This window comes from Paenibacillus sp. 7516 (assembly GCF_002272715.1).
GTDB lineage: Bacteria > Bacillota > Bacilli > Paenibacillales > Paenibacillaceae > Paenibacillus > Paenibacillus illinoisensis_A.
Genome location: NZ_NPBI01000007.1, coordinates 171,340 through 186,116 on the forward strand (window position 1 = coordinate 171,340; position 14,777 = coordinate 186,116).

14 protein-coding genes are annotated in these 14,777 nt (G+C 48.8%); 3 read left to right on the forward strand and 11 right to left on the reverse strand.

What is annotated here, in order from left to right; all coding sequences use genetic code 11:
- From CHI14_RS08140 to CHI14_RS29910, 6 genes are all read right to left on the reverse strand, one after another.
- Positions 1-1,524 carry an ABC transporter substrate-binding protein gene (locus tag CHI14_RS08140; RefSeq protein WP_095287924.1) on the reverse strand — a complete coding sequence of 508 codons (1,524 nt, stop codon included), beginning with the start codon at positions 1,522-1,524 and terminating at the stop codon, positions 1-3.
- A gap of 151 nt (positions 1,525-1,675) precedes the next feature.
- Entirely contained in the window at positions 1,676-2,584 is a 909-nt protein-coding gene (locus tag CHI14_RS08145) for a carbohydrate ABC transporter permease (protein ID WP_095287925.1), read from the reverse strand.
- 17 nt (positions 2,585-2,601) lie between these two features.
- Positions 2,602-3,588, reverse strand: a complete 987-nt coding sequence (locus CHI14_RS08150; protein ID WP_170948052.1) for an ABC transporter permease — start codon at positions 3,586-3,588, stop codon at positions 2,602-2,604.
- 197 nt (positions 3,589-3,785) lie between these two features.
- Positions 3,786-5,399, reverse strand: a complete 1,614-nt coding sequence (locus tag CHI14_RS08155; RefSeq protein WP_095287926.1) for a response regulator transcription factor — start codon at positions 5,397-5,399, stop codon at positions 3,786-3,788.
- Positions 5,400-5,403: 4 nt separating this feature from the next.
- Entirely contained in the window at positions 5,404-7,200 is a 1,797-nt protein-coding gene (locus CHI14_RS08160; RefSeq protein WP_095287927.1) for a sensor histidine kinase, read from the reverse strand.
- An 86-nt stretch (positions 7,201-7,286) separates the two neighbouring features.
- A complete protein-coding gene (locus CHI14_RS29910; protein WP_170948053.1) occupies positions 7,287-7,454 on the reverse strand; it encodes a hypothetical protein in 168 nt (55 codons plus the stop codon).
- Positions 7,455-7,602: 148 nt separating this feature from the next.
- Here CHI14_RS29910 and CHI14_RS08165 point away from each other — a divergent pair, with 148 nt between their 5' ends.
- On the forward strand, positions 7,603-9,042 hold the full coding sequence (locus CHI14_RS08165; RefSeq protein WP_095287928.1) for a hypothetical protein: 1,440 nt from the start codon (positions 7,603-7,605) through the stop codon (positions 9,040-9,042).
- Positions 9,043-9,055: 13 nt separating this feature from the next.
- Here the strand turns inward: CHI14_RS08165 and CHI14_RS08170 are convergent, their stop codons facing one another.
- The 3 genes from CHI14_RS08170 to CHI14_RS08180 form a co-directional block, all read right to left on the reverse strand.
- Positions 9,056-9,652, reverse strand: a complete 597-nt coding sequence (locus CHI14_RS08170; protein WP_095287929.1) for a DUF4269 domain-containing protein — start codon at positions 9,650-9,652, stop codon at positions 9,056-9,058.
- Positions 9,653-9,671: 19 nt separating this feature from the next.
- Positions 9,672-9,878 (reverse strand): YwbE family protein, encoded by a 207-nt coding sequence (locus CHI14_RS08175; protein ID WP_095287993.1) that lies wholly within the window; start codon positions 9,876-9,878, stop codon positions 9,672-9,674.
- A 128-nt stretch (positions 9,879-10,006) separates the two neighbouring features.
- Positions 10,007-10,471 carry a hypothetical protein gene (locus CHI14_RS08180; RefSeq protein WP_095287930.1) on the reverse strand — a complete coding sequence of 155 codons (465 nt, stop codon included), beginning with the start codon at positions 10,469-10,471 and terminating at the stop codon, positions 10,007-10,009.
- Positions 10,472-10,630: 159 nt separating this feature from the next.
- On the opposite strand from CHI14_RS08180, the gene CHI14_RS08185 reads away from it, so the two are divergent.
- Positions 10,631-11,266, forward strand: a complete 636-nt coding sequence (locus CHI14_RS08185; RefSeq protein WP_095287931.1) for an efflux RND transporter periplasmic adaptor subunit — start codon at positions 10,631-10,633, stop codon at positions 11,264-11,266.
- A gap of 9 nt (positions 11,267-11,275) precedes the next feature.
- Positions 11,276-12,817, forward strand: coding sequence for a DHA2 family efflux MFS transporter permease subunit (locus CHI14_RS08190; protein WP_095287932.1), 1,542 nt, complete (start codon positions 11,276-11,278; stop codon positions 12,815-12,817).
- A gap of 68 nt (positions 12,818-12,885) precedes the next feature.
- Here the strand turns inward: CHI14_RS08190 and CHI14_RS08195 are convergent, their stop codons facing one another.
- Positions 12,886-13,659 (reverse strand): polysaccharide deacetylase family protein, encoded by a 774-nt coding sequence (locus CHI14_RS08195; RefSeq protein WP_095287933.1) that lies wholly within the window; start codon positions 13,657-13,659, stop codon positions 12,886-12,888.
- Positions 13,660-13,726: 67 nt separating this feature from the next.
- Positions 13,727-14,665: an aldo/keto reductase gene (locus CHI14_RS08200; RefSeq protein WP_095287934.1), complete on the reverse strand. Its 939-nt coding sequence runs from the start codon at positions 14,663-14,665 to the stop codon at positions 13,727-13,729.
- Positions 14,666-14,777: the final 112 nt, after the last annotated feature.

Here is a 14,777-nt window from a genome sequence, read left to right on the forward strand (position 1 = left end):
TTACTTGGCTAGGAATGCGTCGAGCTGTTCCTGTTTGGCTGCAATGATTTTATCGATACCTGCGGCCTTCAGCTTCTCCAGATACTTGGGAATCATTTCGTTTGGATCCACTGCTCCGGATGTCATGCCTGGTTTGAACTGTTTGTTTACGTTATTAACCGCTGCTATTTCGTTTTTGACGGACTGGCTGTTGAAGGTAAAACCAAGTGCAGGCGACTTGACTCCCTTGGCATTAAACTCCTTGAACTTCTCCCACTTCTGAGGATCTTCATTATCCCAGAGGAAGTTCAGGAACTGGTTACCAAGCTGCCATTGGGCACCAGGATTATACGTGCGGCTGTTTGCATCCACGCCTTCAGGCAGCGTGATAATATTGTCCTGACCGTCCTTTTTCACATAATGCTTGCCTTCGATTCCGAAATTCAACAGATTATTGATTTCCTTGTCCGAGTGGAGCAGGTTGATGACCTGCATTGCTTTTTCCGGCTGCTCGGAAGAACGTGAGATGGCCAGCATGGCACCGGAAGCATCCCCGGTTGTGATGGTCGGCTCTGTCATTTCAATCTGAGTCAGCGGGTATCCGACGTACCCTTCTTCTTCCTTGTCTTTCCCCGGTTTCATGCCGTCCGTCCACATAAACGCCTTACCTGCCTTCGCCTGATCTTTCGGGAAGACGTTGGAAGTTGCCGCATCGCTATTGATGTATCCCGCTTGATACCATTTGCGTGCCAGTGCTGCGGCCTCCTTGAATTCAGGAGTCTCCACTTCGTTCAGCACGGTCGTTGTGCCAGCTGTCTTGGAGATGACTCCAGGTACGGATGCATCACCGAGATAATCCCAATCCAGATTCTCCAGCAGTCCGTTACCATTGGTGTTCGACATATAGAATGGAGTAACGGATGGTTCGTTTTCCTTGATTGTTTTCAGCAGAGGCTCCAGATCGGTCCATGTTTTTACCGTGGTCAGGTCGAGTTTGTATTTATCCGCGAGATCCTGGCGCACCAGAACACCACGTGTAGCTGCCAATTCCTTGTTTGTCGGAACGCCGTAGTTCACACCATCAACCTGGGAACCTTCCAGGAAAGCAGGGTCCAGATTTTTTTTGATATCCTGCCCATATTGATCAAGCAGGTCATTCAGGGGCAGGAACGCACCTTTGGCCACGTTGACGGTATAGTTCTGCCATGCCGCCGTGAAAATAATATCCGACTTTTCTCCGGAAGAGATCATCAGATTAAGCTTGTTATCCCACTGTCCCCAGTCGATTGCGTTAATCTTGAGCGTAGCTCCGATCTTGGGCTCCATTTTTTTGTTAATCTCGGCTTCCACCAGTGCCACATCTTTCTGTGGTGTCCCCGGGTAGTACAGCGTTACTTCATACGGTTTGGCTGCACTTTCCCCTGAACCTCCGTTTTCTGCTCCTTGCGTTGTTCCGCCTTGGTCTGATGAACATCCGGCAAGCACCAGGCTGAATGCCATCACGGCTGCCGTAAGTCGCGGCCATACCTTCATTGATTTGATCAACTGAACCCCTCCCATTAATGTTGGACTTTTGCGCACACGATTTCCCCAATTCGCATGTAACCCGGATTTAACTCAGATCCTTCACTGCATTGTATATATGCCCTTTCATTCTATCTTGGGATCATCCACTACCCCGCTGACCGGGACGGAGTTATCCCTTCACAGCACCCACCGTCAGACCTTTAATGAAGTACCTTTGGAAGAACGGATAGGCCAGCACAATCGGACCGATGCCCACGACAGCCATCGCCATTTGCAGCGTCTTGTTAGGAAGATTCAACAATCCGCCCTGGGATGAAATCTGTGAAGAAACATTGGAGTTGGATGTTAAATATTGAATATCGAGCAGTGTTCGGTACATGAGGTACTGAAGACTGATCGTCCGGTTATCAGAGATAAAAATCATACTGAGGTACCAGTCATTCCAGTAGTTCAGCGTGCTGAACAATGCCACGGTGGCCATAACCGGTAAGGAGAGCGGCAGTACGATACGTGTAAACGTTCGGAGCTCACCTGCGCCATCAATCCGAGCCGATTCAAGAATGGATACCGGAATGGAATTGGCGAAGAATGTCCGCATCACCAGAACGAAGAACGGTGATAACAATAACGGCAATATCAAGGCCAGAATGGAATTTTTCAGATCCAGGACATTGACGTATACGAGATACCAGGGAACGAGCCCCCCGTTGAACAGCATCGTGAAGAAAATAAAGAAGGCAAACCATCCGCGGTAGGGCAAATCCCTTCTGGAAAGCGGGTAGGCATATAGTGCAGTCAGCGCCAAGCTGGTAATGGTACCTACCACAGTCACGATGATGGAAATGCCGTAGGAATGGATAATCTGATCCATATCCTTGAACAGAAACTCATAAGCGGTCAGGCTAAACTTCTCAGGGATCAGCTTGTATCCGTTCGCAATGACGGTTGTCTCGTCCGAGAAGGAGATGGCGAAGACAAGCAAAATTGGAACGATGCAGGCTATGGCATAGAAGATGAACATTGCGTGTATAACGGACGCGGAACGCCGCGATACAGCAAGTGGGTCACGTGATTTCACAGCAGACTTGCCTCCTCTCAAAATAATGCATTATCTTTATCCATTCTTCGGACGATCGTATTGGATACAAGCACAAGTACAAATCCGACAACAGCCTGATACAGTCCAGCCGCAGAGGACATCCCAATGTCGCCGCCAATGAGGAATGTGCGATAGACATAGGTATCCAGAACGTTCGTTACAGGGAACAATGCCCCCGATTCCAATGGAACCTGATAGAACAGACTAAAGTCCGCATAGAAGATTCGGCCGATCTGCAGCAAGGTCATGATGACAATGAGCGGAACGAGAAACGGGACCGTAATAAACCGGATCTGATGCCACTTGCTTGCTCCGTCCAGCACGGCGGCTTCGTAGTACTCCTCATCAATGCCTACGACGGCTGCGAGATAAATGACAGCATAGTATCCGATGTTTTTCCAAGTGTTCACAATCGGCAAAATGTACGGCCAATACTTCGGCTCCGAGTACCAGTCAATGGGCTGCCCGCCAAAGAGCTGCAGGATTGTCGAGTTCATAAAACCTGAATCCTTGCCGAGAAACGCCAGAACCAGATAGCTAACCACGATCATAGATAGAAAGTAAGGCAGGAGCATCAAGGATTGGTACAGTTTGGACATCGCTTTGTTCTTTACTTCATTCAGCAGGATCGCAAGCCCTACCCCCACAAACAGATTCAGCGCAATAAATACCGTGTTATACGCAAGTGTGTTGCGTGTGATCTCCCAAGCATCACTCGTGGAGAACAGGTACTTGAAGTTATCCCAACCGCTCCAGGGACTGCCCCAAATTCCGTCGGCGTAATTCACATTTTTGAACGCAATCAGGACGCCAAACATCGGCATATAGTTGTTCACCAGCAGAAACAGGACCCCTGGCAAAAACATGAGATACAAGACCTTGAACTTACCAAGATTATACAAAACAGACTTTCGTTTGCGGACTGATCTATCCGGTATATCCGCTACCCGTACACCCTTACCCGCCTGGGGTTGTGTCTTCATAACCTCTTCTCCCTCACTCCTCTTGATTTCCTTCCTCAGGAATAAGCACCGCTGTGTATCCTGTGGTTCAAGTATAACCGCGGGGAGCTCTGGCCCAATATCGGCTGTGGTGACCTTTTCATTTATCAAATGATGACATTGGCATGATACCAAATAAAATAAAAACAAAATAAAAGACGCAGCATGCTGCGTCAACGCTAGACTGTCCTGGACTGTTTACGGAACTCCTGCGGCGTAATGCCCGTGCACTTTTTGAACATTTTCGAGAAGTGAGAGTAGTTATAGTAGCCCACCTTGCCGGCAATATCCGTGACCTTTACGGTGGATTCAGACAACAGGGTTTTGGCTTTGTCTACCCGCCGCTGCAATATGAATTCAGAGAGAGACATTCCCTTCTCCTTCCGAAACAGCCGGGACAGATATGCTGGATTGAAGCCGGCAAACGACGCCAGTTCCTCACGCATCAGATCTTCGCCAATATGATTCTCGATATAAACGCATAGTTGGTCCACAATCGTCATCGGACTGTGATCATCCGGATACAGGATCGGTATGGCTCGGTCAATCAGATCCAGGGACCAAAGTTTTAATTGCGGCAAGGAGCGTGTAACCATACTTTCTTCAGGCTCACGTTCTCCAGGATAAAGACTGCGTACGGATACATTTTTCTGATGAAGCAGGGGATAGACCACATGCAGCATGGCATGATAGAACAGGCGCAGAATCTCAGGAGATAACTGTTCCTGGGCAGCCAGCAGCTCAAATATTTCTTCAACGCGTTCCCGAAGATCATCCACTTTGCCGGTTTCAAACAAAATCGACAACTCCGAAAACCAGGGGATTGGCAGAAATCGGTCCTCCGGTTTCTTTCCCTGCTCATCATAAACGAATACTCCCTCAAGCTCCCTGATATTGCGTCGCTCCATATCCATTAGTTCATTCAGCAAACCCTGCAATTCGGTTACGGCCACGGGTGCACCTACGTAACAGGACAAGCGGCAGTAGAAATACGTTCCACAATCCCGAATATACAGCTGACAATTCTGTGCTACCTGGCTAGCAACAGGTTCGAACCCATCCTGTTCATACGCAAGTACGATATTCAGACCGCTGTGGTCCTGAAATACTTCTCCTGGCCGATCCCCAAGGATCATCTCCCTTGCTGCATTCCGAAGAGCATATTCCAGTACCTCCTCATCACGCAGATCGAATTCCCTTACCCACTCCTCTACCGATATGACAATCGGCAGAATGCGGGCATGCGGGTCGATCTCCGCACCATAGACTTCGGCCAGCTCCTTCAGTCGTGGCTTGGTTAGAGTGACGCGCTGGGAAATGGCATCTTTCCAGAACCGCTCCGTCAGCAGTGGTTTGTGGGTTTGCCAGCGCTTGTATACCGACTCATATATTTCATTGGTACGCGAACGCTGCTCTCCGGCCTTGAGTTTATCCACAGCCTGCGTAACCACCTTAAGAAGTTGATCAGCCTGGGCAGGTTTTAACACATAATCGAAGCTGTTTAACTTGAGCGCTGTCTGGGCGTAGTCAAACAGGGCATGACCTGTGAGAAAGATCGTCAGGATGCCCGGAGCATGCTTCAATACCCAGCTCTGCAGATCCAGACCCGTCTCTCCCGGCATTTCAATATCAGAGATCATGATCGAGATGGACTGGCTCTGAAGCACCATTCGTGCCTCTTCCGCATCACCCGCACTAAATACCCGATCAATACCGGCCAAACGCCAATCAATCCCTTCTACCATGGCCTGAAGAGCATAAACCTCATCGTCCACGATTAATAGATTTCGCATCAGTTCAAGCTCCCCCTTCTTCCTCTTCTGTCTGGGCGGGCAGATACAGGATCACTGCTGCTCCGCCAGCATTCAGGTTTTGGAACTCCAATTTGGCTGATTCATTGTATTTCACTAGCAAACGGTGAGCAACGTTCCAGATCCCGATGTGCTGTCCATTTGGGTCTTCCGCATACTTTCCCCGCTGGAGACGCGCAAGCATGTCTTGTTCGAAGCCGACACCGTTATCCTCTACCGAAACCCTTAATATAGTGTTGTCCTGTATAGCTTCACCCTCAGAATGTGGACTGGATAACGTTTTCGCTAAGTTGGCTGAGATGCGTATGACAAATGGTTCCGTACGCCGCCTAAATCCATGAATAATTGCATTTTCCACAAAAGGCTGGAGGGTTAAAGGCGGCAGTACAAAATGACCAAGACCTTCATCCACGTCCAGGGAAAAATCCAATTTGCTGGGGAACCTGAGCTTTTGAATCTCCAGATAGTGACGAATGTGCTCGAGTTCTTCATCCAGCCGGATCACGCGTTTGCCTGCCCGCAGACTAAACCGGAAATAATCGGCCAGATGTCCGGCCATCTGCTGGACCAGTTCATGTTTTTGCAGTGAAGCCAGACTATGAATAATGTTCAGGGAATTCAGGTAAAAGTGAGGGTTGATCTGCATCTGAAGCTGCTTGAATTCGGCCTCCCTGGTACGCAGCTGTTCTTCATAGACATCGATTTTCAGATGCTGAATCTGGCTGGTCATCTGATTGAAGCTGTGAGTGACGAACTCTAATTCCGATGAAGTCGGCGGGTCAAGCCTTACGTCGAGTTCTCCACGACTGACCCGTCTCATCCCTTTGATTAATGTATTCATAGGTCGAAACAGCAATTGACGCAGGAAAATCAGGGCCGTGATCAAAATGACCGCTGCACCAATAGGCAGCAGACGAATAATCTGCTGAAAGAACGGTAAGTTGCGCAGCATATCCTCTTCGGGCAACAGGACAATATAGTTCATGTCGGACATCGCCGAAGGCAAGCCGAGCATCAGGTACTGCCGTTCATCCCCCTTGGATGTAACCTCCGATATGACCTGGTAAGGATTCTCCAGACCGGAGAGATGTGCTGCAGCCAGCTTGATTTGTGCCGAGCTGAGTGCTGAACCGGACAGCGCTCCCCCATTGCTATCCACGATAACGGCACCTCCCCGTTCACCGGATTCAGTGAATTGTTCGGGATGATTCAGTGCATTCATATCCACAAGCGCACCAGCGTAGAACTGCTGATTAATTCGGACCGTTTTGACCAGTGCATTCCATCCACCACCGCGAACAATGCTCCATTCTGGCCGCTGAGTCTCATCATCCAATTGCGTCATCTGTACAGGCATGCTCTCCCGAACTAGTGACATTTTGATGTCATAACTGCCCGAAGTCGCCAGCAGCAGATCATCATTTACCGCATCATATAGAAAGAAAGAATCAATCAGATTGTAGAATCCGATATCGGTCATAAATTTGTTCATGATCCGCTGTTTCGCAATGATATAGTCCCCACTGCCGTATTTCAGAAAAAAAAGCGAAATGATATCCGGGTCCCGCTCGCCCAGGCTATATAAGTACCGATTGGTCTCTTGCAGCACTCGCTCATTCTGCTCAACACTCTTCGCCAGATGATTCATGTTGGTTAGAGATACCTTGTCCCTGACCACCCGAATTGCATAGACATTGTTGTAATACAACAGCAGAAACAGCGGCAGCATGATCAGCGTCAAGCCAACCATGAATTTGAAGCGCAGTGAACGAATAAAGTTCATGGATTCCCGCCCTCTTTTTCTGAAAGTTTTATATGACCATCCACACTGTAAACGTTATCAAAAATAAACAACTTACTAACTCGTGTCTATTCCGACCAGCCGTTAAATTTCCATATTTCTTCCTTAGCGGCGGCATGTTCATTGTAATCATGCTTATTACGTGCTGTATATATGATGAGGTGACCTTTCTCTATCAGCTCTGGTGACCTGATCACGTTGTTCATTCGATATGTACCGTCTAACCAATTCTCCATTTGCAGAAAAATTCCTGCTGGTTGTCACACTCGCACGTTCTACGCGAAAAATAAAGCCTTCCTGCCCTCCTCTTCTCCATGAACGCCCGGTCCTGACATGCATACGATATATCACGCCTTAGGACTAAGGTGGAAGGAGGTATGCGGTGTGAATATTCAATTGGTACCGTTGCATTATGTATATTTGGCTTTTATCGTACTCATTGTAGCCGTCATGATACGGCGCCGGGATACTACGATCATCTGTGTTTCCGGAATTATGACGATTGGATTACTGGCAACAGAGACGTTAAGTGGTGCGGTGTCAGGAATCTTCAATAGTTTTGTATACGCTGCGAAAGAACTGCTCAGCACGATCTTTATCATCTCGATCATTGTCGCCATGAGCCGGGTACTGATTCACACAGGTATTAATGAAGTAATGGTTGCTCCACTAACCCGGTTTATCCGTTCGCCGCAGGTGGCCTATTGGGGAATTGGGCTGATCATGATGACGGTCTCCCTGTTTTTTTGGCCTTCACCGGCGGTAGCACTGGTCGGGGCAGTTTTGCTTCCCGTAGCCGTTCGTGTAGGACTTCCACCCATTGGTGCCGCCATCGCAATGAATCTGTTCGGACATGGTATCGCCCTCTCGGGAGACTATATCATTCAGGGGGCACCCAAACTGACAGCAGATGCAGCTGGCCTTCCGGTTACTTCCGTCATGACGGCAAGCATACCGCTGGTTCTCGTGATGGGCGCAGTATCCACACTGACGGCCTTTTGGATGTTACGAAATGAGATGAAAAGTGGCGTCGGCACTCAGATGCGTTCTCCTATCCCAGGTGAACCTCTATTTGGGGCTTCTTCTCCTTCCGAAACCTTACCCGGGGCCGGGGTCGTACCTGTACAACACCGTCAAGCAATACCGATGCGATTACAAAGGGCATTCGCCATACTTATTCCATTGTTATTCGCAGCGGATGTGATTCTGATGTTTGTTCTTAAGCTTCAGGGCGGGGACGCTACAGCCTTAATCGGAGGTACCGCCGTACTTATCCTCATCGCGGTCACTCTCGCAGCACATCGGCATGAAGGCCCTGAAGAGACAACGAATTATTTAATTGAAGGCTTTCAGTTCGGCTTCAAAGTATTCGGTCCCGTTATCCCTATTGCAGCTTTCTTTTATCTGGGGGATGCAGCCATCACTGAATTGTTTAGTAACCCTCTCCCCGATGGCTCACATGGTATAGTCAATGATCTTGGTGTTGCACTTGCGGGGCTGGTTCCCTTGAATGATACGGTAGGTGCGATCACAATGACCTTGATTGGAGCCGTTACGGGAATGGATGGTTCGGGGTTTTCAGGGATATCCCTGGTGGGGTCCATCGCTTCGATGTTTGCCGGCACAGCGGATTCAGCCCCCGTATTAACAGCACTCGGTCAGGTTGCTGCCATCTGGGTTGGCGGTGGTACCTTAATCCCTTGGGCTTTAATTCCAGCTGCTGCCATCTGCGGAGTCAGTCCATTTGAACTGGCGCGTCGCAACCTGAAGCCGGTACTGCTTGGTTTAACGGTCACGACGATCGTCGCCATCTTCTTACTATAATTAGTGCATTTTTTTACGTATTTCGAAAAGAAGTTCGCTGCCTTGCCCAGAGCCATAGCTCGTGCCTGCTCCAATGGGCTAGATGCAGCAATTCCACATAAGGGTCACCCTGTAACCCCAGCACTGCGGCAAAGGCTGGCTCTGTCTTCAATCCAACCCATTTCAGTCTGCGGATCTCGGCGTGACCTTCGGCACCCCAGAGCTGCAGTAACTCCCATTCGACTAACATATGAAGGTAGGCATTTTGTTTATTAACCGGCAACGATTGGGCGTAAATCTCCAATGGCCAACCCTCAATCTGAAAGGAACAGGTCATGTAGGCACTAGGGATATCCATACCTAGCCCCGTTCCGCGTTGACACGCAAAATGCTCCATTCCGCTAAAATGCTGAGTCACTACCATCTCGAACGCGTTGAGATCGGGAACTTCACACAATATATCAAGATCACTGCCAGGAATGTCTATATCAATGGGTACGGTTCCTGCCGGATAAGGGGTATATGCCTCCAAAATGGAGAACAAACCACCCTGAAGAAGCACCCGGTAAGCATCCCGCTGCCGTTCGTTCCCGGATGCCAGATGTGCCAAAACCTCAGCAGTTGTCTTCATGGATTCTGAAGCAGCCGAATCATTCCGCCGCTCCTGTAATCACCTGTTTTACACGACCAACTTGCCCACTTGTCAGACGAACCTTGATGCCATGGGGATGCGTGGGTGATTTGGTCAGCAAATCCTTGACGATTCCCCTTGTCAGTTTACCTGTAGGCTGATCTTGCTTCAGTACGATATCTACTTCCAGCCCAGGTTTAATGTTTACTCGTTGTTGTCCGTTCATCATGCAATCCTCTCCTTCCTCTTGCAACGTCAATCCATTCAGCTATGTTAGAGCAAAGCTTCATCTATTGTAAATCTTTTGGATTTAAAACAAAAGCCATGCCCGCTGCATGGAAACGTGCAGCAGCCTTATTTTGGATCTGAATCCGGAGGGGATGATTTGCTCTTCATGTCCCGCAGAGCGGACCGGTAGATCTCATCCGCACTCTTTTCAACTTCATCAGAGGTGGAATCGACTGGTTCCTCTTGAGGTTCAGGTGGTTTGCGAAAATGAAGCAGAGCTTGACGGTACTCACTATCATTTCCTTTTGTTTGAGTTTCCTGCTGCCTGGCTTGGTGTCTCACTTCAATCTTGTTTCCCCTCAATTCCGTTTCCGTCTCTGTTGATCCATCCGGTTCCGTATAATCCACCAGGTCTGAAGAATCCAGCAATTGTCCCTCTGTTTGCTCGTCCCCCTGCAGAAGGACAGGCTCTCGTTCTGTCTCAGCCGTTTGGGCAGCCCTGGCCTCTGCAGCTCTGCGGGTCGATCTTGAGTTAAAGATCATGAGAAAAATAATCCCTAGTAAAACAATTACGGCCAATATAATCAACATCTGAGCATCCTCCTTGTCATCGCCTGTGGCAACTTATCAATATATTGGTTCCCCAATCTGCGATTTATATTTCATGTTGTTTCGTATAGAGCGGCAGAGTACCGGGAATGCTCCAAACAGGATTGTCAGCAGAAGAATATATTAGGAGGAATAATCCACATGAACTCTCGTGCCATATTGATCAATATCATTGTCATTCTGGTGATTTTGGGGGCAGGTGCCGCAGGCATATACTACTACAACCAATCTACCAGCTACGTAAAAACGGACAATGCGTTAGTCACGGGTCAGCCCATATCCATCGCTTCCACCGTTAGCGGTGAACTCCAAACGTGGAAAGGAAAAGTAGGTACCTCGTACAATCAAGGGGATACGATCGGGACCGTCTCTGCGGGCGGTAAATCAACTCCAATTACCATGCCTGTTGCCGGCACCGTTGTCCAGGCCACCGCTGTGGAGAACTCATTGGTTTCTGCCGGTAATCCACTGGCTAGAGCCTATGATTTTAATAACTTGTATGTGACCGCGAATGTGGAAGAAACGGTCATCGACAAAATCAAAAGCGGACAAATCGTTGACGTATACATCGATGCATTTCCAGATACCACACTAACAGGCAAAGTAGATCAGATTGGGCTTGCTACGGCTTCTTCTTTTTCCCTACTGCCATCGTCCAATACCAATGCCAACTACACCAAAGTTACGCAGGTTATACCGATTACTATCACGATTGAGGGTTACAAAGGTCTGGGTGTTGTCCCAGGCATGAGCGCTACTGTGCGCGTTCATATATAAGGTCTGCCGATGGATAATCAATTGCCGCTCGGAAGAACCATTGCCGTCCTGCTGCTCGGCGCCTTTATCGCCATTCTGAATCAGACTCTTCTTAATGTGGCGATCCCCCATCTGATGAATGACTTCAACGTCTCGGCAACAACAGTGCAATGGCTATCGACTGCCTATTTGCTCGTGAATGGGGTCCTCATCCCCATAACAGCCTATCTGATTGAGTCATTCGGGACCCGTAAACTGTTCATCACAGCGATGCTGCTGTTCACCGTTGGCTCTGCCATCTGCGCAATCAGTCCGGGGTTTACAGTTATGCTGATTGGGCGTATTGTACAGGCCAGTGGTGCCGGCATTATTATGCCTCTGGTCATGAACGTATTTTTAACCGTATTTCCTCCCGAAAAACGGGGAACTGCGATGGGAACCATGGGGATCGCCATGATGTTTGCTCCAGCTATTGGTCCTACCTTGTCAGGCTGGATCGTGGAGCACTACACTTGGCGCATTCTGTTCTACATGGTTATCCCGCTGGCTTTACTCGATATCCTGTTTGCTTTTCTCTGGCTGCGAAATGTGTCCAAGCTCAGTTCTCCCAAATTCGATGCGTATGGTGCTCTCTTTTCAACGATCGGATTCGGATTTCTGCTGTATGGATTCAGCTCTGCCGGCGACAAGGGATGGAGCAGTGCAATTGTACTGTTGACCTTGATCATCGGTATTCTGTTCATTACGTTCTTTGTTCTCAGGGAAACGGCAATGAAACATCCCCTGCTGGAGTTTCGTGTGTTTAAATACGATATTTTTACCATCTCCACACTGGTCAGTGCCACCATCAACATGGCACTTTTCGGGGGGATGCTTCTGTTACCCATCTATCTGCAAAATATAAGAGGATTCTCCCCTCTGCAATCGGGTCTCTTGCTGCTGCCAGGTGCACTTCTGATGGGGGTTATGTCACCCATATCAGGAGCGCTATTCGACCGGATCGGCTCCCGGCCACTAGCCATTGTAGGCTTGCTGATCACGGCATTCTCTACTTTTGAATTCAGCAAATTGACTGGGGAAACGCCTTATGGTCACATTATGATGCTGTATACTCTTCGGAGCTTCGGCATGTCCATGCTGATGATGTCCGTACAGACCGAAGGCCTAAACCAGTTACCCCCTCATCTGACAAGTCACGGTACAGCCATGTCCAACACGATAAGGCAGGTAGCTGGTTCGATTGGAACAGCCCTGCTGATTACCGTTATGGCTACACGTTCAGGCATTCATTTAGCTGACTACAGTAATACGGTCACGACAACCAATGTGCCCCTGACTGAACAAGTCGGGCTCCTAGGTACGCAGATGGCTGCCGTAGCAGGCGTGCCAGCTGAACAGGGTTCTACACTGGCGTTACAGCAGCTATACGGTATCGCAGTCCAGACCTCGACGATTGAAGGCATTAACGATGCCTTTATTGTTGCCACCTGGATTTCCATTATTGGTTTGATCCTGTCGCTGTTTCTGCGGCGAGCACGAACCCGCCCTCGTGCGGTGAAGACAGAACAATAACCCTTCTCGGGAACATAACAGAAGCCGCCGGTCTCTCCTAAGAGAACCGGCGGCTTTTTCATCTTGTATTAACGAGCATTATTTAAAGAAACGCCATCCTTCGCTGCTTCTTTTGCCTTCACTGCAAGCAATTCTGATACGGTGACAAAGCGGTATCCCTCTTGCTGAAGCTTGGGAAGGATTACTTTGAGGGCAGCAACGGTCTGGGCCCTTCCCTCCACCTTGTCATGAAACAGCACAATATCTCCATTGCGTGCATTTTTCAGCACCTTGTTCGTAATGGCTGCTACCCCAGGAGAAGCCCAGTCCCGGGTGTCCTGATGCCAGGACCATAATACAATGGTATATCCTTTTTGTTTTGCAACATCAATGACCATGTCATTGTAGAATCCTCCGGGCGGCCGGAACAGCAGCGGTCGTGGTACCCCCGCATCCGTAATGGATTGCTCAGCAGCCGCCATATCCTGCGTAAACTTGTCCCTGGCTGTGGATTTGACCGCATAAGTATGAGCATAAGTATGGTTTGCCACTTCATGCCCTTCCTGCTGTTCCTGCATGACCAGTTCAGGAAACTTTTCCGCCCATTTTCCCAGTACGAAAAAAGTGCCTTTAGCTTGGTACTGCTTAAGCAAAGCCAGTATCTGCGGGGTCTGTACCGGATCGGGACCATCATCGAAGGTCAACGCTATGAGCTTGTCCTGGGTAGGGACTTCCCAAACAATCTCTCCTCGTTCTTCATAATATTGGCGATTCTTCTGTACCGGCTTCGCATAGACAGAACTGGTGCCTAGCATGAGAATCAGGGTGAACAATCCGATCATTCGGGCTGCCTTCAGGTTCATGTTTAAGTCCTCTCTTTATCGTCAAACGTAAACTCCCTGTTAGCATTTCCCGAAATGCCGGAACTATTTAACGGAAAATCTGGTCAATCACTGCGATCTCCTCGGCAGACAACTTCACATCCAAGGTTTTCAGATTGTTGATGACCTGCTCCGGTTTCTTCGCCCCTGGAATGAGTGCATCAATCGAAGGCTGAGTCAGGTACCAGGCCAGCACGAGATGTGCAACCTCTGCATTTTTGGAATGGGCAATGCTGCGGAGCTGTTCCACTTTGTCCAGATTGCGGATAAAGTTTTCACCAGTGAACAGCGGATTTTTGGCCCGGCCATCCTGGAATGTCGTATCCCGATTATATCTACCACCCAGCAGTCCCGCTGCCAGCGGAAAGTATGGAACGAAAGAAATTCCATGCTCTGCCGTATACGGAAGCAGTTCTTTTTCAGCCTCTCGTTTGAACAAATTGTATTCGGACTGCAGCACATCCACATAACCATCCCGATTCGCTTCACGGAGCTGTTCAATGGAGAAGTTGGATACACCGATCGCGCGGATTTTGCCATCGTCTTTCAGTTGTTTTAGAGCGCCTACTGCTTCATCCTTCGGTGTCTGCTCGTCCGGAAAATGGATGTAAAACAAGTCGATGTAATCCGTCTGAAGACGTTTCAAGGCTTCATCCACAGAAGCTTTCAGAAAAGCAGGAGAGTTATCCATCACCACGCTGCCATCTATGAATTTGTGGGCTGCCTTTGTGGCGATAATGGTTTGTTGACGCTGCCCCGTTTCCTTCAGTACCTCTCCAATTAAACGCTCTGAATGTTCAGGTCCATAGATGAAAGCCGTATCCACAAAGTTAATCCCTTTTTTCAGCGCTGTACGAACCACTTCCTTGCCTGTTTCATCGTTCAGCATATCCGGGTAGATATTATGTCCCCCTACTGCGTTTGCACCCAATCCTATCGGGTTAACGAGCAAATCGGTTTTCCCCAAGCGAGTCTGTTGCTGTACCATAATTCATCCATCTCCTTTTCCTGAGCGTCGGCTAAACGGTTATCATAAGTAGTTCTTCCTGTGATGAACCCATTATATCAGAGTCATATTTCCATTTAAAATATCGGATTTG